Origin of the sequence: Actinomadura madurae (assembly GCF_900115095.1) — a bacterium.
Taxonomy (GTDB): Bacteria; Actinomycetota; Actinomycetes; order Streptosporangiales; family Streptosporangiaceae; genus Spirillospora; species Spirillospora madurae.
Map to the genome: position 1 here is coordinate 219,146 of NZ_FOVH01000011.1, position 22,761 is coordinate 241,906.

Below are 22,761 nucleotides of genomic sequence, written 5' to 3' on the forward strand. Positions count from 1 at the left end.
ACAAAGCGAGCGTTCACTTTGCTACTGAGGCGCGGCGGGTCATGGGACGCCCCGACGACGGTCCTGCCGTAGAGAGGAAGCAGATGCCGGAGTTCTACATCACGGGTGTCGCCGAGAGTCCGCTCGGGCACGTCATCGACCAGTCCGAGTCGTCGATGGCCGCGCTGGCGGCGATGGAGGCGCTCGACGAGGCGGGGCTGACGCGCGCCGACGTCGATGGGCTGTTCGTCAACTACATGGGCGAGGAGGGCTCGGTCCAGGTCGGCGAGTACCTGGGCATCGAGCCCAGCCATGCGGATTCCTCGGACCTGGGCGGCGGCTCGTGGGTCGGCTTCATCGGGCATGCCATGGCGGCGATCGCGGCCGGTCAGTGCGAGGTCGCCCTGCTCGTGTACGCGTCCCGGCAGCGGGCCCTGCGGAAGCGGTCCCGGGAGTACCCCGTGGCGCCGCCGGCGCCGGAGTCGATCGCCGCGCAGTTCGACCTGCCGATCGGAATCCCGACGCCCATCGGCCATTTCGCCCTCATCACGGCGCGCCACATGCACGAGTACGGGACGACCGAGGAGCAGCTCGCCTCGGTCGCGGTCACCGGACGGGAATGGGCGCGCCTGAACCCCAAGGCATGGCGGCGGGGCCCGCTCACGATCGAGGACGTCCTCGCCTCGGACAGGATCTGCGGTCCGCTCAAGAAGCTGGACTGCTGCCCGATCACCGACGGCGGCGGCGCCGTCGTGGTGACGACGGCCGACCGGGCCCGGGCCGCGAAACGCCCGCCGGTCGCGATCCGCGGGTGGGGGGAAAGCCACACCCACTGGCATCCTCACCAGCGCCGCGACATCACGACGACCGCCGCGGCCGGCTCGGGCCGCCGTGCCTACGACATGGCCGGCATCGGTCCGGAGGACGTCGACATCTTCCAGCCCTACGACGCCTTCACCATCACCCCGATCCTGCAGCTCGAAGACCTGGGTTTCTGTGAGAAGGGGGCGGGCGGCGAGATGTTCGCGCAAGGCCATTTCAGACCCGGCGGGAAACTGCCGGCCATGACGTCGGGGGGCGGCCTGTCCTACACGCACCCCGGCGCTTTCGGCATTTTCCTCGTCATCGAGGCCGTCCGGCAGCTGCGCGGCGAGGCCGGCGACCGCCAGGTGGATCCGGGGCCCAGATGTGCGCTGGTCAACGCGATCGGCGGCCTGTGCTCCTACAGCTCGACGGTGGTGCTCACCAATGACTGATAGCGCGGAAATCCTCGATCCGCCCACGACGACGTTCTGGTCCGCGGCGGCCGAGGGGAGGCTGCTGGTGCAGCGGTGCACGGTGTGCGGGCACCACCAGCTGTATCCAAGGCCCTTCTGCATGGCCTGCGACTTGACCGACCTGACGTGGATCGAGGCATCCGGCCTCGGCACGGTGTACTCGTGCGTGACGGTCCACCTTCCGGTGCGGGACGACATCCCGCCGCCGTACACGGTCGGGCTGGTGGAGATCGATGAAGGCCCGCGGCTGCTCGCGCGGATGCCGGACACCGCCGCCATCGGGGACCGCGTCGCCGCCCGCTGGAGGCGACCGGACGCCGGGACACGTCCGGTCCTGTTCTTCGACGAGGTCGGGGAGGTGGCGCTGTGAGCCCGCTCGCCGGGATGGCCGCGATCGTGACGGGCGCGGGCGGCGGCCTGGGCCGAAGCCACGCCCTGCATCTGGCGAGCCTCGGCGCGGCCGTGCTGGTCAACGACGTCGCCCGAGGCCCCGGGTCACGCCGGCCGGCCGACGGCGTCGCCGAGGAGATCACCGCGAACGGCTCCCGCGCGGTGAGCGACCACGGCGATGTCTCGGACTGGACGGACGCCCGCGAGATGATCGACGCCTGCGTCGAAGCGTTCGGGCGGTTCGACATCCTGGTGAACAACGCCGGGATCCTGCGGGACCGGACGCTGGCGCGCATGACCGAGGCCGAGTGGGACGACGTCGTCCGTGTCGACCTGAAGGGTCACGCGGCCCCGTCCATCCACGCCATGGCTCACTGGAGGAAGCTGGCGAAGGCGCACGGATCCCCTGTTCAGGGCGCGATCGTGCATACCAGTTCCATCGCCGGCCTCATGCCCAACTTCGGGCAAGGCAACTACGCCTCCGCCAAGCTGGGCATCGTCGCACTCTCCTCGGTGCTGGCTCTGGAGGGCGAGACGGTGGGCGTCCGGTCGAACGTGGTCGTTCCCTCGGCGCGCACACAGACGGTCCTGGACAGCATGGCGTCGGCCGGGGAGCTCATCGAACCGGCGGACGAAACCGGCTTCGACTACTGGGACCCGGGGAACGTCTCCCCCGTGGTGGGCTGGCTGGCGTCCCCGACCTGCCGGGCCACCGGCCAGGTCCTGCACGCCGTCGGCAACGAGGTGCGGCTCTTCGCGCCGCCCCCCATCGTCGACCGGTTCACCACGAGCGGGCGCTGGACCCTGGAAGAGCTGGAACGGCAGGTCGGTCCGGAACTCAGCACGTGGCCGGACGTGACGGAATTCCTGGCCGCGCTCGGCGAGAAGGAGCCCGCCGATGGATGACCCGACAACGCCGATATGCCGGCCCTTCGACGCCGGCGACGAGCGGTTCGTGGCGCGACTGCGGAACCAGTGCTTCTCCGCGCCGCTGGACGTGGATACGTGGCTGGAGAACGGCCACGTCCTCGAACGCGACGGGGCACCTGTGGCCGCCCTCCTGGCCCGGCGTTGCGGGCAGTGGTTCGGCGGCAGGCCCGTTCCGTGCGTGACGGTCTCGTCGGTCATGGTCGACCTCACCCGCCGCGGGGGCGGGGTCATGGCGGACCTGCTCGGCCCCGTCCTCGATCGGTACGCCGAGGCGGGGGCGGCCATCGCCACCCTCACCCCGTCCAGCGTGGCGCCCTACCGCCGGGCCGGGTTCGAGATCGCCGGGTTCCGGTACCGGCATCACGTGTCGCCGCAGGCTCTGCGGCGCGGCCAGGAGAAGGACGGCGTCCGCTGGTTCGAGGCGGCCGACGCCGACCGGCTCGCCGAGGTGTACGACACGGTCGCCCGGCGCGGCAACGGGCCGATCGACCGCGACCGGAGCTGGTGGCACGGTCACATCCTGCCGCGGGTCCGGTCAGGCGAGACGTTCGCCGTCGTCGCCGAACGCGACGGCACCGCGACCGGGTACGCGCTGTGGGACCAGGTCCCCGCGCCGCGCGGCGAGTTCGCGTTCTGGCACCGCGTCCGAGCCCGCGAGATCGTGTGGACGAGCGCCCCGGCGGCCCGCGCGCTGCTGCACGCCTTGGCGCAGGCCGGCTCGCCCGGGGAGGAGATCTCGTGGTTCGGCGGCCCGTCCGACGGGCTGGCCGGCTTCTTCGACGCCCCCGTTCTCATGGACTGGGTCCACCCCTGGATGACCAAGATCCTGGACTGTCCGGCCGCGCTCACCTCGCGGGGCTACAACGCCGGCCTGGACCTGACGCTGGTGCTGGGGATCCAGAGCGCACCGGACACCGAGGCGAGCACGCTGAGGCTCGCGGTGCGGGACGGCCGCTGCCAGGTCGAGGAAACCGACGCGGAGCCGGACGTGACAGTGGAGGCGACGGCATTCGCGTCCCTCTTCACCGGACGGTCGAGCGCCCGAGAGGCGCTGGCACTGGGGCATCTCAAGGCACATACCAGCGCGGCGGTCGACCGGATGGACGCCATGTTCGCCGCCACCAGCCCATGGTTCTTCGAGCACTTCTGAAACCGCCGGATCAATGAAGTTCAGCGCGCGAGGAATCCCCGCAGCATCTCGTCGGCCGCCCTTCCGAAGACCTCATCGACCGTCTGCTCACCCTTGGGGTTGAACCACATGCCAGCCCAGTTTCCGACCGACAGAGTGATGAGGCGCACCATGTGCGGGTCCACGTCCTTGCGGAAGACGCCGGCCTCGATCGCCTCCACGATGATGTCGTCCCAGAGCTGCTCGTACGCCCGGCGCTGGCCGAGCACCTCGTCGAACTCCCGGCCGGTGAGGTGCCGCCACTCGGTCAGCAGAATGCGCGACATCGCCGCCGCTTCGACCTCGATGTTCGCCCTCACGTGCGCGAGCAGCGCGGCACGGAACTTCGCCTCCGGATCGAGTGAACCGTCGCGGATCGCTTCCACGGCGACCTGGGTGTGCTGGTTCGCCTCGCTGACGATGTGGTGCAGCAGAGCCTCTTTGGAGGGGAAATGCGAGTAGAGGCCCCCCGAGTGCATTCCGGCGCCTTCGGCGATCGCGCGCACCGACGTCCCCTGGAATCCCCGCTCGTTGAAGAGCTTCGTGGCCGCGGCGACTATCTCCTGGACGCGGGTGGGACGGGGCACGTGGCAATCGTATCAGCGAGTTCAGCAAGCGTTCGCTAACTTACGAGGAGGAAAGGCGTTGCCCCAGCAGCGACTCGCGTTCGACCACTACGTCGGGTACGGCGAACGCATCCGCCATCTTGGCACGACACGTCCCGACGAAGTGGCCCTGACCTTCGTCACCCACCCGGACGCCACCACGACCCGTCTCACATGGTCGGAGCTGGACGCGCGCAGCGACACCTTCGCCTCCGGGCTCGCCGCGCGCGGCGTCGGCCCCGACAGCGTCGTCGTGGTGAAGCTGCGCAACTCGGTCGAGCACCTGCTGTCCACCCTGGCCGTATGGAAGCTGGGAGCATGCGTGGTGCCGCTCAGGTCGGACATGCCGGCCCGGGAACGCGACCCGATCCTCGCCCTTGCCCGTCCTGCCCTGGTCATCTCGCTCGATCCTGTGCCCGGCCACCAGTGCGTCACCCCCGCGCAGATCGAGACGATGCAGGACCCAGGCTGGCGCCTCGCCGACGCACAGCCGGGCAAAGCCGTGTGCTCCGGAGGCTCGACCGGGGTGCCCAAGCTCATCGTCGACCCGTTGCCCTGGGGAAACCCTGGAGCCGTGGTCGGAACCGCCGAGGGCCACGCGCTGGAGCCGCTCGCGCAGGCCCTCGGGTTCAGGCACGACCAGACCCAGCTGGTCTCCGGCCCGCTCTACCACAACGCGCCGTTCGGGTGGGGGTACTGGGGCTTGTTCTTCGGCCATCACCTCGTGGTCCTGGAAAGGTTCACGGCAGAAGTGGCGGTCGACTGCGTCGAACGGTACGGCGTGAACTTCATGTTCGCCGTCCCGACGATGATGATGCGGATGATGCGGTTGGACGGTGTCACCGATCGTGACTGGTCCAGCGTCGAGTCACTCTTCCACGGCGCCGCGTCCTGCCCCCGGTGGCTGAAGAAGCAGTGGATCGACCTGCTCGGACCGACCCGGGTCAACGAGCTGTACGGCGCCACCGAGGCCATCGGAGCCAGCGCGATCAGGGGCGACGAATGGCTCCGGCGGGAGGGCAGCGTAGGCAGACCTCTCGGGTGTGACCTGCGCATCCTCGATGACGACCAGCGCGAGGTGCCGACCGGAGAGGTGGGCATGATCTACATGCGCCCCCACCACCGGGGCCCGACCTACGAGTACCGCGGCAGCGAACCGGCCCCCTCCACCGCCGACGGCTTCATCACCGTGGGCGACTTCGGATACGTCGACGACGACGGCTACCTCTACATCGCAGACCGGAGGGTCGACCTCATCATCTCCGGCGGCGCGAACATCTTCCCCGCCGAGGTGGAGGGGGCGGTGCTGGAGCACCCCGAGGTCTCGGACGCCGCCGTCATCGGCCTGCCGCACCCCGAGTGGGGCCAGACCGTCCACGCCGTGGTGCAGCTCGTCGACGGCTCGTCCCTCACCGTCGAGGCACTGAGCGACTTCATGCGAGGCCAGCTGGCGGCGTACAAGCTCCCGAAGACCTACGAGCTGGTCGCCCGCATCCCACGCGACGAAGCCGGCAAACTACGCCGATCCTCCCTCGTAGCAGAACGCACCCCCTCCCCCTGACCCTCCCACCGACGCCCCGGGCAGGTAGGAAGTCACCTACCAGGTCGGTCGTGCACCGCCCGAGGACGAACGACCTCCTGCCCCTCGCCAAGAGGACGACGAGGGGCAGGAGGTCTCTATGAGCGCGCAGGCGTGCTCACCTCACGTCGTAGCGGTTCTCCTTCACCCGAGCGAGAAACTCGCCCCACGCGATCGAGCCGAACGTGAGGAACGGCGCCTCTGCCGGGTTCTTGGCGTCACGCACACCGGCCCGCCCCGGCGAGAGCCTGGCCACCTCGACGCAGTACGAGTCGGAGGCGCAGTAACTGCTCTTGCCCCACCGCGGGGCCGGACGCCGGGTCGCATGCGCACGACCCTCCCGGCCTCCGTCCGCCTTCTCGATCCCGCTCATCTGCTCGAAGTCCCTTCTTCCGGCGTGCCGCCGTTTGATGGAGTAAGGATGATGTTCACCGGCCGACCGACGAACCGGCGCCTGGAGCCGTCCCGCTTCCGGCCGCCCCTGGGCCTCAGTTCCCGTGACAGGCTCTGGAGGGCCTTGTCCTGGTTGCCGAGGCGAGCGTCGCGCCGCCGGCGTTCCTTCTTGGACCGTGTCTTCCTTCCCAACGCATCGGGCTCCTTTGATCGATGCCGTCTATGGACGGAGGGCCGCGCTCCGGCCTGGTGGCTCGGTTGCACGTATGCCTTCTAATGACGGGCGCGGCCCGAGATCCCTATGGAGGTGGCTGTGTCCTGTGTCACACCCGGGGTGGCGGTGAGCGCCTGGGCCGGGCATCGGTCTGGCCGGATGAGGCCGCGCGACGACCTGCGAGGCCGACGGTTCACATGCCCTGATCGGTGAAGGATGCGCTTTCCGGGTTCACCTGGATGTACTACGATCCGTGGCACTTCGACAGGCGCCCGCACGCCGCCGAACCCGCGACAGGGCGCCCGCCGGCATGTCGACCGATGCGGAGCCGCCGAGATGACGCTTCTGTGACGACAAATGAGGCGCTACTCGACAGGGTCTCCATAGAACTGTGACCGGCGGCACAGCTGCCGCCTCTGGTCCGCTGTCTAATGCGAAGGCGGGAGGAGAGCCTCCCGCCACGTCGACCGGTGGATATTCATCCATTTGCGCTGATTTCGTCAGATGCTTTCATGTTTCGCCGAGGGCCGAACGCATATGAAGACTCGTCAAGGGATGGCCGTGAGTTACTCATTTGTCGTACCATCCCTACCGACCGGTCAGTTTGAGAGGGTGGGGTCTTCGATGCCGGAGCGGGGCAGGGAATCCCGGGAGCCGGAAGAGGTCACCGGGGCGGACGCCTTGGACGAGGCGGACGCCACCCGCGATCTCCTGGCTTCGGCCGTACTCCGCCGACGTCACCGCGACGAACTCGAACGCCTCATGGGAACGCCGGAGTTCAGGACGAGATTCGCCTCTTCCCGAACTCTGACCCAGGCTGCCGCGGGCCCGGCGGGTACGGTGACGTTCTTCCGGGAGACCGGCGAGTTGGTGGAGTTCCTCGACTGGTCGGTGCGTCCGCGACTGGAAGAGTTCGCCTGCGCCCAGGGGGTCGCGGACGTGCGAGCGGCGGAGATCGCCCAGGCGGCCCTCGCCTGGATCGTCCGGGAGCACCCGGACCCGGCCGATCCCGCCGCCATCGAGGGCGACCTCGATCTGGCCCATGACCTGATCGGAGCCCTGGCCGGCCAGGGCGCGAAGTCCCGCTCCGCTCCGGGCGGTCAGCCACCGGGACGGTTCCGCCGCCGCGAAGAGTCCGCGCCGGGCTTCGTCTCCGGAGCCTCCCACCTGCCGAGCGGGTGGGCGGTCCACGGCAGCCGACCGGAGAACCCGCGCGGCGACATCCAGGATGGCCGGCGGGCCGGCGGCCTGCCCTGACGGGAGATCACTGGTCCTTTCCCGGCCAGTCACCCAGATCGCGGTAGTGCTTAAGGGCGTCGAGCAGCTTCTTCTTCGCCCGCGCGAAGAGGTTGTCGACCGTCTTCGGAGAGATGCCCATCTTCTTGGCGACCGCCGTCCGGTCGAGACCGTCCAGTTGCCGAAGGCAGAAAGCCTCGTATTGCCGTTGGCCTCGCCCGTTTCTCGAGACCAGTATCTCCTCAAGTACCTGGCGTACTTCCTCATCGGACATCTCGCATTGGGCGTCCATACTCTCCCTGACTTCCAGTCTCGCTTGCAGCCTCCGTTGCCTTTCGTGCTGCCGGAATGCCTCTCGCACCACGTTCTTAAGCGTCCCGGACGCCCATTGAGGAAACACCGTCGTGCAGTCGAAGGGGCGAGTGCAGCGTGGCTCATGGTCGCAGCCGGTCAACTCCCCCACCTCTTTGAGTCCACGGTAGAACGTCTCTTGGACGGCGTCCTCCGCCTCCTGTGAGCCGAGCCGGCGCATCATCGCCCGCGCGTGGCGGAAGAGGTCCCTGCGGAGCTTGTCGTGGTCCGAAGGTTCCATTCGAGTTTCCTCCTCGCACCACCTGCGGCGGCTCCATGTGCCCTCGAGAGGGGACGGGCTGGTCACATGGCTCGGGGTGTCGAGTGTCGGGATCGAGGTCGGGGATGGGCCTGATGGTGCTACGAACTCGTGCCCTCCATGCCCGCCCGACGATCGGCGAGCCGGAGGGGGTCAGCGGTGTCCCGCAGGCAATGGGCGACCCGCGTTGTGACGCTTGGCATCGGTGTCTTCCTTCCACGGGGCGGGTGCGCCGCGAGTGCTGCCGGGATCCTGGTCTGCTGCCACCTCGCCCGGTCAGTGACCGGATATGCGGGATCTGCGTGAAGGCCCGTTGGTACCGGGCGGTTCACCTCGTGAGTCGAACGTTCCCGAGCGGCCTCACGCCGGTCCGGCGTGGCGGGCCCATGCCCGGCCCGCGCGCCCGGAAGGTGGTCCAGCCGCCCTGCGTGAGTCCCCAGCGCCGGCGAAGCCGCGCAAGCGCGCGTCGCAGGAGTGGACTCTGGACAGCAGGACTGAAGTCAGTCATGTGTTTCGCTCGCTCAATCGTTGGTGCGGCCATGGATGCCCGGGGGTCCGGTGAAACCCCACCCCCGGTCCCGCAGGCTCCGCGTCGGATGTCAGTATGCCATGTGACACCATGTCGGGTAACACCAAGCCGTATACCATAGATCACACTAAGTAGGAGTTTCCGCACACTGTGCAGGCACGCGTGAGCGGTACGAGTCGACCGCCCGGCGCCGACGCACGCCACACACGTGACCGCCGCCGAAACCGCTGCTCCGAGCTACCGATAACGCGAGGTCTCACTATGAACAATGAAGTAAGCCCCGTCGTCCAGAGCCTTCTTCTCCGTAACGAACTCGTGCGCCACCGCAAGAAAAAGGGACTCACCCAGGAGCAGGTCGCCCGCGAACTCGAATGGTCGTCGGCGAAGCTCATAAGAATTGAGGGAGGGCGGAGTCCGCTGAGTAAGACGGATTTGCAGGTTCTGCTCGCGCAGTATGGCGTGGTGGAAGACTCGGAGGTGGAGCGGCTGCAGAATCTCGCCCGGGATGCGCGGCGGTCCGCCTGGTGGCAGGCGTATCGGCATGAGATATCCGACAACTACCTCGCATATATCGGCTACGAAGCCGGAGCCTCATTCATTCGACAGGTCCAGGACTCAGCGATACCAGGACTGCTGCAAACCGAAGATTATGCGCGAATGTATTCCAGCGAGGTCTTCGAGGGCGTTAATTCAGAAATGGTGGTCAAATTCCGGCTGCGGCGCCAGGATGAGCTCAACCACCGCACCCGGCCGCCGCGGCAGTCGTTCCTTCTCGACGAGGCGGTCATCCGGCGCCACGTCGGGATCAAGGTCGACCGGGAGATCATGCCGACGCAGTTGCGAAGGCTGGTGGAGGAGGGGCGTGACGGGCATGTCGAGATCGCGGTGATCCCCTTCGGGGCAGGGGCGCACCCGGGCATGAAGGGGCCTTTCACACTCCTGGAGTTCGATGGAGACCTCGGGGACATCCTCTACCTGGAAGGCTCCGGAACGAGCGAGACGATCACCGGTGAGGACCCGCGCATAGCCGCCTATCGGGCCGCCTTCGAGCAACTGCGGGCCGAGGCCCTTCCTTCGGAGGAGTCACTCACGCTCATCGAGCAGATCGCGGACGAGATGTCAGGTTGAGCGCGGACGGGGAGATACTGCGTCATGCGGCATAGGCTCAGGACGGCAGATCAGCCTACACTCTGACTGAGGAAGTCATCCCAAGGAATTGAGGGCTGTCGGATGGTCGCGCTACCGAAACCGTCCTCCACGCTCGTATGGATTAAGAGCAGCGCCAGCAGACAGGAAGAGTGTGTCGAGGTTGCTTTTTCGGGCCGGTCTGTTCTGATCCGTGACTCCCGCCACCCCTCAGGGGGTGCCGTGGTACTCGAAGTTGGGCAATGGGTGGCGATGCTCGAGTCCGCGAGAACCGGCGGCCTCGATATGTCCGGCTACTAACGCCCCGTACTTGCGAAACACTCGCGGAGGCCATGCACCCGATCAGACCGCGTTGCGGATCACTGAGCGTCGATGTGCGGAGGGAGTCCATGGCTCGTGATTGGATGAGCGTGGAGCACGCAGCACGAGCCGTGCGATCCGGGGTCGTCCGGGGTCTCCGTCGGTTCGTAGACGTCTACGTCGACGACGTCGACCAGCCTGCGCAAGGAGGCGGCGGCGACCTGCGCCTGGCGTTCTGTGGCTACGAATGTCGCGGCGAACGTGCGGCGGTCTGACGTCGGCCGGGTCAGTGCTGCTTCGGTCACGGGGACGCCTCGGCGGTGCAGGGTTGCGACGACCCTCAGGAAGGCGGAGGTGTCGTTGCCCGTCAGGGCGACCGCCACCGAGTACGGCCGGGCGGCACTCGACACGGACTCCCGCATCGGATCGTCATGTTGGTGGGAGCCGCTTTGGGGGCGGCCGGGTGCATCGATCGTCATGGAGACACCTCTAGGTCGCCACCATCGGCTCCGCCCCATGGCGCACCCGGCGGCGGCTGCCGGCGGGTGCCGTTCCACGGAGGCGGGCGGATGGATGATTCCTTGTCACAGGACGCCTCGGCCCTGATGGGGCTCGCCGTGAGCCCCCGTGCTCATCGGATCGCGACGGCGTTCGCGGGAGAGCCCGACCCTCCGGTCAGGTTGAGCGGGCTGGACACGACCAGGCAGTCCCACTTCCCGTCACGGGCGCAACGCTCCGCGAGACCGTCCAGGTCCCAGAGCTCGCCGAGCACGAATCCCAGCAGGCCGATGAGGACGCCGTGCATGACGCCCGAGTACACGGTGCGCGGCACGTCGCCGCGGCGTTCGGCCTCCGTGAGGAAAGGGGAGTCCGCCGGTGCGGGGAACTCCTCCACCCCGAAGTTGTCGGCAGCGAGCAACGAGAACCGGTGGTCCCAGAGCCAGGCGACGGTGTCGTGGCTCGCGAGCAGGCCCGACGCCCGCAGCGGGTTCTTGGCTGCGTGGCGCTGCTCGGGTGTCAGCTCGTAAAGGTGGTGGTGCACCCAGCCCGTCCGGACGAGAAGCAGGTCGCCGGGACGGAACTCGACGCCCTGCTCCGCCGCCGCGTCCGCGACATCGGTGATCGGGATCGCCTCGGCCGCGGCGTGGTCGATGGGTCGCCCCTGCGCCCGGCGGAAGCGGTCCACGTCGACCAGTACCCCGCGACCGACGATGCCGTGCTCGACGAAGCGGTTGATCCCGAGGAAAGGGTCGCGCGGCTGGAAGCGGTCGGGGTCGGCCCCGTTGTAGAAGCCGAACTCGGGGTGGCCGATATGGCGGAACCCGTCCAGCTGGGTGCTCGCCTGCGGATAGAAGCTGTCGAGGTACTCGTCCCGATGGGACGGGTTGTTCGCATAGATGTTGTGCTGAAGGCTCTTGCGGAAGGGGCTCACCGGCGGGTCGAACGTCTCCAAAGGCAGGTTCAGGTTGACGACCTCGCCGGTGCGGACGACGCCGACCGCCTCGCGCACCCGCTCGGGGGTGAGGTGGTTCAGGGTGCCGAGCTCGTCGTCGGGGCCGAAGAGACCCCAGGCCGATCCTGCTGGGGCATCAGTGCGAGCGAGCAGCTCTGCGTAGGTCGGAAAGTGCTTCTCGGCGGACATATCGCCTCCAAAGTGCCGGCCGGGTCGTGGCCGTCGATCGCGAAGGGAGTGGTGCGGGCGCGAGCCCGGCGGGTCCTAGCGCAGGCGGTGCGCGGGCAGGGCGTTCTCGTCCTTGACGAGCCGGCGGTGACGTCGGTGGCTCCGGTGGCCGTATCCGTCGCCTGACCCCATCTCCGCGTCCTTCGTTTCGCCCAGCGCGACGGTGCAGCCCAGGCCGATCAGGCAGAGCACCGCCAGGAACGCTCCAAAGGCGAGGGAGCCGTAGGTGTCGATCGTCGCGGCCGCCACGACCCCGGGGACCGCCCCGCCGAGCACGCCGGCGATGTTGTAGGAGAATCCGGTCGCGCTGTAGCGGTAGCGGGTGTGGAACAGCTCGGGCATGAAGGCGCCCACCGGCCCGTACGTGACCCCGGCGATGATCATCGTGACGCACGCTCCGACGGCGAAGGTCGCGGCGGACGCCGAGCCGAGGACGGGGAACAGCGCCAGCGCCCAGAAGACCGCGACGGCGTTCCCGCCGATGATCACGGTCCGCCGTCCGATGCGGTCGGACAGGGCGCCGCCGAGCACGATGGCCGGCGCGATGACGACGCTGGCGAGGATGGTGATCGCGAGGACGGTGGTCTCGCTGAGCCCGAGCTCCGCCGTCCCGTAGCTGATCATGTAGCCGAGCACCATGTAGATGAAGGCGAACACCGTCAGAAGGACGCCCGAGCCGAACAGGACCTCGCGCGGCTGGTGCTTGATGGCCTCCAGGAGCGGTGCCGACGCGGCGCCGCGGCGCGCGATCTCTTCTTTGAACACCGGCGTCTCCTCGATCGAGCCCCGGATATAGAGGCCCACCAGGAGCAGGAGGACGCTGGCGAGGAACGGGATCCGCCAGCCGTAGGACAGGAACGCCGCGTCGCTCATGGTCATGCGCGTGACCAGGAGGGTCGCGAGGGCGAGAGCCGACCCGATGGCGCCGCCCAGTGAGGCGAACATCGACCAGAATCCGCGCCGCGGCTTCGGCGCGTATTCCGCCGCCATCAGCGTCGCCCCCGTCCACTCGCCGCCGACCGCGATGCCCTGCAGGATCCGCATGGCGACGACGAGGAGCGGCGCGGCCACGCCGATCTGGTCCGCTGTCGGCATCGCGCCGACGAGGACGGTCGCGATGCCCATGAGCAGCAACGTGGACACGAGCGTCCGCTTGCGTCCGAGCCGGTCGCCGAAGTGACCGAAGAGGATGGAGCCGACAGGGCGGGCCACGAAGGCCACGCCGAGCGTCGCGAACGAGGCGACCGTGCCGGCTGCCGAGCCCAGCGCGGGGAAGAAGATCTTCGGGAAGACGAGCGCCGCGACGGACGCGAAGATCACGAAGTCGTACAACTCGATCACGGTGCCGATGCTGCTCGCACTCGCGATCAGCCGCATCTTTCTGGGGCCGGTCTCGGACGCCGCCATGGAGCCGATCCTCTCTCTCGAGTCAGGAAAAGTGATCGCTCGCTTTGTTTCACCGATTGTGAACTGTGACGTGGGTCATGTCAACACTCAGGTACCTCGGCGACCTGGACTTTGCCCTCGTCCCGGCGCCGGCGCCGGTCGGGTGGAGGGCCTTCGGGCACCTTGACTTTTCGCGCCGGCCGCGGCGCGACCCGCGGGGGCCGGCGGCCTCCGCCCCCGCCGCATGCGGGCCGGCCGAACCCCGCGCGGCACAGCGCCATACCCGGCCGAGGTCGCCGGAAAACCGGCGGCCGGCCCGTGGCACGACCTGCTCCGACAGCCCGTCGCTGAATGGGGCTTGGCTAGCAGGGCGGCTGGTACCGCGCGCCCGGGATGTACAGCCGCCATTCCGTCTCGCTGATGTCCCGGCCCACCATCGCGCACACTCGTGCGGCGACGCGTGCGAGGTCGATGTCCCAGAGCCGGACCGTTCGGTCGAGACCGCCGGCGGCCACCCCGGTGCCGTCCGGCGCGAACACCGCCGGGAGGATCGCGTCGTCCGGACCGGTGAGGGTCGCGAGCGGGCGTGGGTTCCGCCGGTCGGCGACGTCCCACAGCCGGACGGTGCGGTCCGTCCCGGCGGCGAGGAGCCGGCGGCCGGAGCGGTCGAAGGCGACGGAGTAGACGTACCCGTTCGGCCCCGTGAACGCGGGCCCGTACGGGACGGCGCGTCCCGGCCGGGACGCGTCCCACAGCCGCACGGTCTTCCCCGTGCTGCCGACGGCGAGCGTGCGCGAATCCGGGCTGAACGCCACCGAGTAGACCGACCCCTCCGGAACGGGCAAGGTCTGCAGCAGGCGGGGCCGGTCGCCCGTGCTCCACAGGTGCACGGCACGGTCGGTGCTCGCCCCGGCGAGCAGCGTGCCGTCGGGGCTGTAGGCCAGCATGAACAGCCCGCCGGTCGCGTCCGTGAGGCGGCCGGTCTGGCGCGGGTGGCGCCGGTCGGTGACATCCCAGAGCCGGACGATCCGGTCGTCTCCGGCCGCGGCGAGCGTCCGGCCGTCCGGGCTGAACAGCACGGACTCGATCCAATCAGCGGCGCCGGTCAGCGGGCGGCCGAGCCGGACCGGCCGCGCCGGGTCGGCCAGGTCCCAGAGCCAGACGGAGCGGTCCCCGCCGCCCGCCGCGAGCGTCCGCCCGTCCGGGGCGAACGCCACCGAGATCACGAAGGCGGCGGACGAGACGACCGGCTCGGTGAGCGGCGTGCGCGTCACCGGGTCCCACAGCCGGATCCGGCCGTCCTCTCCGCCGCCGGCGAGGACGCGGCCGTCGGGCCGGTACGCCAGCGAGTAGACGTGCCCTTCCGGCTGGCGGAGGACCGGGCCCGGCAGCCGCCACAGCCGGGCGGTCCCGTCGGTGGACGCCGACGCGAGCGTCCCGTCGGCGCGGAAGGCCACCGACGTCACCGGCTCCGGATGGGGGAGCACCGCGGTGATCCGCCGCGTCGCCGTGTCCCACACCCGGACCTTGTCGTCGGCGCAGGCCACGGCGAGCGTGCGCCCGTCCGGGCCGAACGCGGTCCCGTACACGTAGCTGGTCGGGCCGGTGAGCGGTCCGCCGAGCGCCTTCGGGCGTCCGGGGTCGCGCAGGTCCCACAGCCGGACGGCCCGGTCGCGGCCTCCGACGGCCAGCGTCCGCCCGTCGCCGTCGAAGGACAGCGTGGTGATGTCGCTTTCCGCGCCTTCCAGCAGAGGTCCCGGCCGGCCGGCGGCGTCCCACAGCCGGACGGCCTTGCCTGCGCCGCCCGCGGCGAGGGTCCGCCCGTCCGGGCTGAACGCCACCGCCTGGGCGGCGCCGCGTAGGCCCGGGTAGCGCCGCGGCTCTCCCGGTCGGCGCAGATCCCACGCCCAGACGTCCCGCTTGGAGCTGGCGGCGGCGAGCCGGTGCCCGTCCGGGCTGAAGGCGACCGCGTGCATGCCGTCGACCGGCCCGCGCAACGGCGGCAGTGACCGCGGGTTCGCCGGGTCTCCGGTGTCCCACAGCGCCACGGACGGCCCGGCCCCGCCCGCCGCGAGCAGGCGCCCGTCCGGGCTGAAGGCCACCGACGAAAGGCTCAGCTCGGTGGAGGTGAGCGTCGCCGCGGGCGCTCCGCGTTCGACGGGCGCCTTCGTCGCGGACGCGGTGTCCCACAGCCTGACCCGCTGGTCGGCGCCGATCCCGGCGAGGGTGCGCCCGTCAGGGCTGAAGGCCACCGCGTGCAGCTCCCGCGTTCCGCTGTCGAGCCGCGTCGCGAGAGGCGATGCGGAGGTGTTGAGCAGCGCGCTGCGCGCCTCCGCCGTCGGCGCCAGCCGGAACGCGGCCAGCGCCAGCTGCGCGGCCAGCGCCGTGTCGGCGCCGCGCAGCCGGTCGGCCTGGCCCGCGGCGAGCCGGGACAGCGCCAGCGCCCGCGCCCCCTCGGCGGCGTTGCGCTGCTGGAACGCGTAGAGGGTCAGCGCCGCCGCCAGCACCGTCAGCGCGACCAGCGCGGTGATGACCTGGTAGAGCCGGCGGATCCTGCGCCGGTTCCAGCGCAGGCTCGCGGCCACGTAGTCCCGGACGACCGGCGCCCGGTTCGCCCGTTCCCGCGCGGCCGCCAGCCTGGCCCCGTGCAGCAGCGCCGCCGGCGCGCGTCCCTGCCGGTCCCAGAGCTCGGCGGCCTGGGACAGCTCCTGCTCGAACATGAGCCCGGCGCGGTCGGCGTCGATCCAGCCGCGCAGCCTCGGCCACGCGCGCGGGAGCGCCTCGTGGCTGATCTGGACGGTGTCCATCTGGGCGGTGATCAGCCGTTCCCGGATGAACCGCTGGAGCAGTTCCCCGACGTCGCCGAACTCCTCGTAGAGTTCCGCGGCCACCCGCCGCCGGGACGTCTCGGTGCCCTCGCTCAGGTGGACCATGCTGAGGAACAGCCGCCGGGTCATCTCGCGGCCCGTTTCGTCCAGGCTGAGGTACACCTCCTCGGCCGTCGCCGCCACGGAACCGTGGACGCCGCCGCTCTCCCGGTAGTCCCGCAGCGTCAGCCGCCGCCGCCCGCCCCTCTCCCACATGGCCGCCAGCGTGTGCGACAGCAGCGGCAGGTCCCCCTCGCCGAGGTCGCGCAGCAGCAGGTCGACGAGCCCGTCGTCGACCTCCAGCCCGGCCTTGGCCGCCGGCCCGAGGACCGCCTCGCGGATCTCCTCCGCGAGCATCGGCCGCAGGATCACCTGCTGCCCGCGCAGCGCGTCGGCGAGCCGGGGGTCGGCGAGCGCCGCGGCGTAGAAGTCGGCGCGCAGGCCCAGCACCGCGACGCCGCCCGCCGCGCACAGCTCGTCCACGACGCGTCCGCCCTCGCCGAGCGCGAACACCTCCTCGAACTGGTCGACGACCAGGACCCGCCCGTCCCCCGGCGCCGGCTCGCCCGGGGTGCACACCTTCGCCGGCGTCCCCCGCGCTTCCAGCGCCGGGACCAGTCCGGCCCGCAGCAGCGAGGACTTCCCGGATCCGGACGCTCCGACGAGCGGGAGCATCCCGCCGCCCTCCTCGGCCAGCTTCAGGACCGCGTTCAGCAGCTCGGCCGTCGCCCCGTCCCGGCCGAAGAACCATTCCGCGTCCTCGACCTGGAACGCCTCCAGTCCGCGGTAGGGCACCGGGCCCCCGGCGGGCGCCCGCCCAGGTGCGTGCCGCACGCGGACCAGCGCACGCCGCCACCCCTCGACGTCGGCCGCGCCGATCCCGCAACACCGCAGGACGCTCTCCAGCAGCTCGGGCCTGCCCACCGGCGGTACGTGCCGGCCGCTGAAGTACCCGCCGAGCGTGCTGTGCGGAATGCCCGTCCGGTGCGCCAAGTCCCGGACGGTGAGCCCCGCGAGTTCGCGCGCCCGCGTCAGCTCGGCAGAGAACTCCGCACGGCTCGTGATCTTATCCGGCGAGATATTCGACATCGGCCCCCCTTTTCCATCCAGAAAAACGAAGCCCTTCGGCCCTGTCGAGGGCAAATACTGGCCACGGCGTGATCGGAATATCCAGGCAGGTCATGCCTGTACTGCGGTTCTGAGATATTCCTCCGCCTGGCCGATGGCGGCCGTCTCAGGACCTAACAGGCTGGGCGCCCGCCTCGCTGATCGTGTCGCTCTCCTGCATGCGCGGCAGGCGCCCTTCGTTCACGGGCACTCACCGAGGAGATGTCACGCGAGCTGATCAGAAAAGTGGTCCAAGAAAGATGGACCTGAAAAACGCCAAGTGGCGGAAGAGCAGTTACACCGGATCCAACGGCGGCAACTGACCCGCGCCGCCCTGCGCGCCGCCGTCCAGTCCGCCGCCGTTCCACGCACTGACCACCCACCACCAGCCATCCGGCAACCCCCGACCCGCCGGATAGCGGCGAGTCGCAATGTCGTGCTGCCGGCCGTTCGGTCAGACTGGTAATGCAGCGCGCCGGAGACGTCGGGGCGGCCCTGCTCAGACTGGGATCCAGTTGCCGTGGAAGCCCGCGGGAATGCGCACCGGGACGTGCACCTCGGCGATCGGGGGCGCGGCGAGGTCGGCGGCGTCCAGAATGGCCAGGTAACTCGTACCGGCGCCGCGGTCGTGGGCGAACGTCATCAGATAGCCCTCGTTCTCGCCGGTCCCCGCCCGGGGCACGAAGACGGCCTCGCCGCAGGTGTGGCCCGCGGGCAGGCGGTGCGTCGCCCGTACGCCGCCGCTGGTGAGGTCGTAGGCGTAGATCTCCGACCGATCGGGCTCGGCGTCCAGGCAGAAGCTCGTCGTGTAGCCGTAGCGGTGCGGGAGCCCGAGCATCGAGTCGGCCACCCGGGGGTATTCGCTGGGCGCGTCGTCGAGCGGTTCCTCGGTGACCACGCCCGCCCTCAGATCCAGCGTCCAGCGGTACACGACCGGGAGCCCGCCCTCCAGGTCGTCGGCGCCGCTGCGCCACAGCGTGGGGACGCGGGTGCCGGTGACGGTGATCGTGTCGCCTTCGGGGTCCTCGAAGGCGTTCATGGTGTGCCACACGTAGCAGGGGGCGACGTCGAACCAGCGTACGGGCGCGTCGTCGCCGGCCGTACGCGCCAGGACGCCGAAGCGGGCGCGGTGCGCGTCGTCCCAGCGCCACGGCGGCCCGCCCGCCGCAGCCCGGGCGGCGTCGAAGACGACCGGCAGGTCCATGAAGACCACGTGATCGCGGGTGATGGCGAAGTCGTGCATCATCGTCGCCCGCGGCACGTCCACGACCCGCGTCTGCACCAGTTCGCCGCCGGCCGAGGCGCGATAGTAGGTCAGGTACGGCGGGCGCAACCGGTAGCCGAAGAACAGCAGTTCTCCCGTGATCGGGCAGGTCTTCGGGTGCGCGGTCATCGGGGTCCGAAGGGCCCCGTCGAAGGTGTGCGCCCCGATCGTGGCGAGGTCGGGCGTCACCTCGTACGGGAAACCGCCCTCCTCCAGGGCGAACAGTCGGCCCGCGTGCGTGATCAGGTGGGTGTTGGCGGTGGTGACGCGGTAGTCGATCCGGCCCGTCTCCTGGTCGAGGGCGAGGGCGAACCGCGACTCGCCGGGGTGCTCGTACAGCGGCGTGCGCACGTACCGGTTGCGGTACCAGCGCGCCCTGCCGCCGTCGAGCGCGATGGTGTGGATCATGCCGTCACCCGCGAAGGAGTGCGGTGACCAGCCGGTACGCGGGTTGGGCCCGTTGCGGAAGAACTGCCCGCTCAGCTCGGCCGGGATCTCGCCGACGACGTCGGACGGCTCCAGGGTCACCTCTTCGGGGACCGGCGCGTTATTGCCCGCCAGGTGCAGCGGCACGGTTTCGGACACGTGGGAACTCCTGTCGGCAAGTGGGGGACGCCGACAACCGTGCACGCAAAAGACGACGGACAACAGTCTTGTTCTTTCCGTCCGCCTCAGCCGACGGAAGAGAGCCCAGGTGAGGGCGGCACAGGAAACCTGGGCATGGCCCCGCGGTTCGGGCGAGACGATCTTGGTGCGCTTCGACATCGGCGAGCCTGCCTGGGCCGGGGGCCGGTGCACTGCCGGAGCGGCGCCGTACCAGTTGTCACTCGTAGCCGACATCTTCTTCGGAGTGCAGGCGCCAACCGTCGTACCGCTTGACCAGGACGAAGGCGGTGCGCTCAAGAACGTCGTAATACCCGGACTCCGGTTCGTGGCCATACGTGAACCAGAGCGCCTCGACTCGCGCCGTATCCGGGGTCTCGCTGACGACGGTCACCTCTTCGAGTGTGGAAACGGCGCCGAATAGATCGCTTCTTGTGCGGCTGTGCGCTTTGGCGTACTCGACGCAGAAGTCAGCAGGGCTCTGGTAGAGCATCTGAACCTCTTGGGTGCGAGCTGCGGCCGGTTTGTATGAGCATGATGGCATTGTCGTCGCCCGCCTCCGGCGCGCAGGACGGTGTCGACCCGCGAGGTCACAGAGCGAAGGCGAGCTGAGCGGCGATGATGACGTCGACCACGGCGCACCATTGGGCGTAGGAGCGGAGGACGACCTTGTCGAGCTTCAGGTGGACGAGGTCCCAGATACCGTGCGCGAACCAGCCGGCCGCCACGATGTAGCGGCCCGTGTCGGGAGCGACGACGAGCCCGGTCAGCGCGACGGCACCGAACCCGATCATGGCCATTGCCTGGGCCTGCAGTACACCCGACCGGGACAGCCGCCCCTTGACCGCGCCCCGGACGAGGGCGGCCAGCGCCACACCGGCCACGACCGCGGCCGGTTCGACGACGTCCACGGCCTTGAGGGCGGTGAAGGCGACGATCAGGGCGGCGAGCACTCCCCATGTCGCCCGGCGCCACTGGAACGTCTCGACCAGCAGGTACAGGAGCGGCAGGAGCAGCAGTGCCGAGGCCAGGGACGCGACGCCCTCGCCGGTCTCGCTTCCGCCCCAGCTTGCGGCGCTCATCGCGACGGCGAGGGCCGCGGGCCAGAGACGGCGTGCAGCGGCGGGCCGGGAGGCCGCTGCGATGGTCTCAGACATGGGCCGCGCCTCCGTACTCGGCGCGGCGGCGGAGCATCACCGCGAACATCGCCGGCAGCATGACGAGGTGCTCCAGAAGCATCAGGGACCCGGCCGGGAGCACGCCGAGCCACAGCAGCGGGAACAGCGCGGCCAGCGGTGCGAACATGGCGCCCGTCATCTCCAGGGAGGCCGCCCAGCCGTGGCCGCGGTAGCGCATCCAGATGACCATGCCGGCGGACATCTCGGCGGCCATCTCCAGGGAGGCCCACTCCTCGGCGGCGGGCGCGTCCAGTGCCGTCAGGGCCAGGACGCCCTGGACGGCGAGGCCGAAGACCGCCATCCCGACGAGCATCGCGGCGATCATCTCCAGGTAGTGGCGCAGGAAGTGCCGCCAGTCGGTCGTTCGAGGGCGACCGATCCTCGCTGTCATGACCATGTCCCTTCAGTACGGGGGTGGGGTATGTTCGGCTTCCATGGTGCTGGCCGCCGGTGGCCGCCGGCAGTGCCGGAACCGCACGGGAGGACGGGGAGTCGTCATGGGATCGGATGACATTCGTCATGCGCCTCCCGGCGACCCTGGGCGGGAGCGGAGCCTGGAGCGCTTCCGGCGGCACGTCCAGTGGTCCCTCGCCGGAACGTTCGCGCTGTTCGTGGTGCTGTTCGCCGAGGACTGGATCATGCACCCCGAGGTGGCCGTCTGGGGCCGCGCCCTGGCCGCGGCGGCGCTCCTGGTCCTGTGCGCGGCGTTGGTGGTGCTGCTCGGCCGGCGGCTGCCGCCCGCCGGCACGGCGGTCCGGTCGCCGGTGGCGTGGCTGGCCGCCGGAGGCGCGGCGGCGGCGGTGCTCGGGGTGATCCCGCTGACGCTGCCCGGCCAGCGGCTGTGGTCGCTCGCGCCCGCGGTGATGGTGTCGCTGACCGCGATGTTCCTGCCGCCGGAGCGGCGCCGCGTCCTCATCGCCGCCGCGATCGTGGCCGCCGCGGTGATCGGCGGGACCGCGGGCGGGCTCACCGGCGACGGCTTGCGGTTCGCGACGGCGTTCCCCGCCGGGATGGTCGCCTTCACCGCGTGGACGATGCTCGGGACGCTGTGGGCGTGGGACATCGCCGACCGGCTGAACCGGGCCCGGGGGATGGCCGCCGAGCTGGCGGTCAAGGACGAGCGGCTGCGCTTCGCCGCCGACCTGCACGACATCCAGGGCCACCATCTGCAGGTCATCGCGCTCAAGAGCGAGCTGGCCGCACGGCTGGCCGGGACCGATTCCCAGCGGGCGGCGGCGGAGATGACCGAGGTGCACGAGCTGGCGGTCGGTGCGCTGCGCGACACGCGGGCGGTGGTCCAGGGGTACCGGCGCACGACGCTGGAGGAGGAGCTGGCCAATGCCGCCAAGGTGCTGACCGCCGCCGGCATCGACACCCGCGTGGAGTCGGACGAGGGAACCGACGCGCTTCCCGACGCCCTCCGGCACCTGCTCGGCCTGGTGATGCGGGAGGCGACCACCAACATCCTGCGGCACGGCCAGGCCGGCCGCGCCACCATCGACTACCGGGTCGCGGACGGCTCGGCCCGGCTCCGCGTGCGCAACGACGGTGCCGTGGACGCCCCCGGCTCGGGGACGGGCACCGGCCTGCGCGCCCTCACCGAGCGGCTGGAGCAGGCCGGAGGGACATTGACCTGGGAACACGACGACGAGTGGTTCGAGCTGACCGGCTCCCTGCCACTCCCCGCGGAGGCGGGCGCCCGATGATCAAGCTGCTGATCGCCGACGACGAGGACCTGCTCCGCGGCGCTCTGGCCGCGCTGCTGGACCTGGAGGACGACCTGACCGTGGCGGCGCAGGCGTCCACCGGCACCGAGGCCGTCCGGCTGGCGCGCGAGCACCGTCCCGACATCGCGGTCCTCGACCTGGAGATGCCGCCCGCGGACGGGCTGCACGCCGCCGAGCAGATCCGCGCCGAGCTGCCCACCCGGATCATCCTGGTCACCCGGCACGCCCGGCCCGGGGTGCTGCGCCGCGCGCTGGCCGCCGGGGTGAGCGGGTTCGTGCCGAAGACCACGCCGTCGACGCGGCTCGCCGAGATCGTCCGGGACGTCGCCGCGGGCCGCCGCTACGTCGACCCCGACATCGCCGCGTCCGCGCTCACCGAGGACGACTGCCCGCTCACCGCCCGGGAACTGGAGGTCCTGCGCGCGTCCCGGACGGGGGCCTCGGTCAACGAGATCGCCGCCGAGGTGCACCTCGCTCCCGGAACCGTCCGCAACTACCTGTCGTCCGCCATGGCGAAACTAGGCGCGAACTCCCGGCACGCCGCCGCACACCACGCCTGGGAAGAAGGCTGGATCTGACCCGTCCGTGGGCG

General features: G+C 70.3%; 21 protein-coding genes. 10 read left to right on the top strand and 11 right to left on the bottom strand.

Annotated features, from left to right (window positions below):
- Positions 1–83: 83 nt before the first annotated feature.
- From BM339_RS28770 to BM339_RS28785, 4 genes are read left to right on the top strand one after another with little or no spacing between them, the layout of a single operon-like run.
- Positions 84–1,235: a thiolase C-terminal domain-containing protein gene (locus tag BM339_RS28770; protein WP_075022863.1), complete on the top strand. Its 1,152-nt coding sequence runs from the start codon at positions 84–86 to the stop codon at positions 1,233–1,235.
- On the top strand, positions 1,228–1,626 hold the full coding sequence (locus tag BM339_RS28775) for a Zn-ribbon domain-containing OB-fold protein (RefSeq protein WP_075022864.1): 399 nt from the start codon (positions 1,228–1,230) through the stop codon (positions 1,624–1,626). The genes BM339_RS28770 and BM339_RS28775 overlap by 8 nt, the downstream gene beginning before the upstream one ends.
- Positions 1,623–2,552, top strand: coding sequence for an SDR family NAD(P)-dependent oxidoreductase (locus BM339_RS28780; protein ID WP_021591808.1), 930 nt, complete (start codon positions 1,623–1,625; stop codon positions 2,550–2,552). The genes BM339_RS28775 and BM339_RS28780 overlap by 4 nt, the downstream gene beginning before the upstream one ends.
- Positions 2,545–3,726: a GNAT family N-acetyltransferase gene (locus BM339_RS28785; RefSeq protein WP_075022865.1), complete on the top strand. Its 1,182-nt coding sequence runs from the start codon at positions 2,545–2,547 to the stop codon at positions 3,724–3,726. The genes BM339_RS28780 and BM339_RS28785 overlap by 8 nt, the downstream gene beginning before the upstream one ends.
- 20 nt (positions 3,727–3,746) lie before the next feature.
- On the opposite strand, the gene BM339_RS28790 is transcribed toward BM339_RS28785, so the two are convergent.
- Positions 3,747–4,331: a TetR/AcrR family transcriptional regulator gene (locus tag BM339_RS28790; protein ID WP_075022866.1), complete on the bottom strand. Its 585-nt coding sequence runs from the start codon at positions 4,329–4,331 to the stop codon at positions 3,747–3,749.
- Positions 4,332–4,389: 58 nt separating this feature from the next.
- On the opposite strand from BM339_RS28790, the gene BM339_RS28795 reads away from it, so the two are divergent.
- Entirely contained in the window at positions 4,390–5,910 is a 1,521-nt protein-coding gene (locus tag BM339_RS28795; RefSeq protein ID WP_075022867.1) for an AMP-binding protein, read from the top strand.
- Positions 5,911–6,046: 136 nt separating this feature from the next.
- Here the strand turns inward: BM339_RS28795 and BM339_RS28800 are convergent, their stop codons facing one another.
- A complete protein-coding gene (locus BM339_RS28800; protein ID WP_021591812.1) occupies positions 6,047–6,301 on the bottom strand; it encodes a DUF397 domain-containing protein in 255 nt (84 codons plus the stop codon).
- Positions 6,302–7,375: 1,074 nt separating this feature from the next.
- Between BM339_RS28800 and BM339_RS28805 the strand changes: the two genes are divergently transcribed.
- Positions 7,376–7,792 (top strand): hypothetical protein, encoded by a 417-nt coding sequence (locus tag BM339_RS28805; RefSeq protein ID WP_143118637.1) that lies wholly within the window; start codon positions 7,376–7,378, stop codon positions 7,790–7,792.
- Between the two features lie 7 nt (positions 7,793–7,799).
- On the opposite strand, the gene BM339_RS28810 is transcribed toward BM339_RS28805, so the two are convergent.
- On the bottom strand, positions 7,800–8,363 hold the full coding sequence (locus BM339_RS28810; protein ID WP_021591814.1) for an RNA polymerase sigma factor: 564 nt from the start codon (positions 8,361–8,363) through the stop codon (positions 7,800–7,802).
- Between the two features lie 808 nt (positions 8,364–9,171).
- Here BM339_RS28810 and BM339_RS28815 point away from each other — a divergent pair.
- Together BM339_RS28815 and BM339_RS52700 are read left to right on the top strand one after the other, a co-directional pair.
- On the top strand, positions 9,172–10,038 hold the full coding sequence (locus tag BM339_RS28815; RefSeq protein WP_075022868.1) for a helix-turn-helix domain-containing protein: 867 nt from the start codon (positions 9,172–9,174) through the stop codon (positions 10,036–10,038).
- A gap of 102 nt (positions 10,039–10,140) precedes the next feature.
- The gene (locus BM339_RS52700; protein WP_075022869.1) at positions 10,141–10,356 is read left to right on the top strand and encodes a DUF397 domain-containing protein; all 216 of its coding nucleotides are present in this window, start codon (positions 10,141–10,143) and stop codon (positions 10,354–10,356) included.
- Between the two features lie 59 nt (positions 10,357–10,415).
- Here the strand turns inward: BM339_RS52700 and BM339_RS28825 are convergent, their stop codons facing one another.
- The 8 genes from BM339_RS28825 to BM339_RS28860 all read right to left on the bottom strand — a co-directional run bounded on the left by BM339_RS28825 (position 10,416) and on the right by BM339_RS28860 (position 20,833).
- Entirely contained in the window at positions 10,416–10,835 is a 420-nt protein-coding gene (locus BM339_RS28825; protein WP_143118638.1) for a hypothetical protein, read from the bottom strand.
- A gap of 152 nt (positions 10,836–10,987) precedes the next feature.
- The gene (locus tag BM339_RS28830) at positions 10,988–11,998 is read right to left on the bottom strand and encodes a cyclase family protein (RefSeq protein ID WP_075022871.1); all 1,011 of its coding nucleotides are present in this window, start codon (positions 11,996–11,998) and stop codon (positions 10,988–10,990) included.
- A 75-nt stretch (positions 11,999–12,073) separates the two neighbouring features.
- Positions 12,074–13,444: an MFS transporter gene (locus BM339_RS28835; RefSeq protein WP_075022872.1), complete on the bottom strand. Its 1,371-nt coding sequence runs from the start codon at positions 13,442–13,444 to the stop codon at positions 12,074–12,076.
- 341 nt (positions 13,445–13,785) lie between these two features.
- The gene (locus BM339_RS28840) at positions 13,786–17,379 is read right to left on the bottom strand and encodes an nSTAND1 domain-containing NTPase (RefSeq protein ID WP_075022873.1); all 3,594 of its coding nucleotides are present in this window, start codon (positions 17,377–17,379) and stop codon (positions 13,786–13,788) included.
- A gap of 517 nt (positions 17,380–17,896) precedes the next feature.
- Positions 17,897–19,246: a carotenoid oxygenase family protein gene (locus tag BM339_RS28845; RefSeq protein ID WP_075022874.1), complete on the bottom strand. Its 1,350-nt coding sequence runs from the start codon at positions 19,244–19,246 to the stop codon at positions 17,897–17,899.
- 238 nt (positions 19,247–19,484) lie between these two features.
- Positions 19,485–19,757, bottom strand: coding sequence for a hypothetical protein (locus tag BM339_RS28850; protein ID WP_021593521.1), 273 nt, complete (start codon positions 19,755–19,757; stop codon positions 19,485–19,487).
- 97 nt (positions 19,758–19,854) lie between these two features.
- Positions 19,855–20,421 carry a hypothetical protein gene (locus BM339_RS28855; RefSeq protein WP_075022875.1) on the bottom strand — a complete coding sequence of 189 codons (567 nt, stop codon included), beginning with the start codon at positions 20,419–20,421 and terminating at the stop codon, positions 19,855–19,857.
- A complete protein-coding gene (locus tag BM339_RS28860; protein WP_075022960.1) occupies positions 20,414–20,833 on the bottom strand; it encodes a hypothetical protein in 420 nt (139 codons plus the stop codon). Before BM339_RS28860 ends, BM339_RS28855 begins: the two co-directional genes overlap by 8 nt.
- Before the next feature lie 106 nt (positions 20,834–20,939).
- Between BM339_RS28860 and BM339_RS28865 the strand changes: the two genes are divergently transcribed.
- Both BM339_RS28865 and BM339_RS28870 read left to right on the top strand, forming a co-directional pair.
- A complete protein-coding gene (locus BM339_RS28865; protein ID WP_083598026.1) occupies positions 20,940–22,148 on the top strand; it encodes a sensor histidine kinase in 1,209 nt (402 codons plus the stop codon).
- The gene (locus BM339_RS28870) at positions 22,145–22,747 is read left to right on the top strand and encodes a response regulator transcription factor (protein ID WP_075022876.1); all 603 of its coding nucleotides are present in this window, start codon (positions 22,145–22,147) and stop codon (positions 22,745–22,747) included. The genes BM339_RS28865 and BM339_RS28870 overlap by 4 nt, the downstream gene beginning before the upstream one ends.
- Positions 22,748–22,761 lie beyond the last annotated feature (14 nt).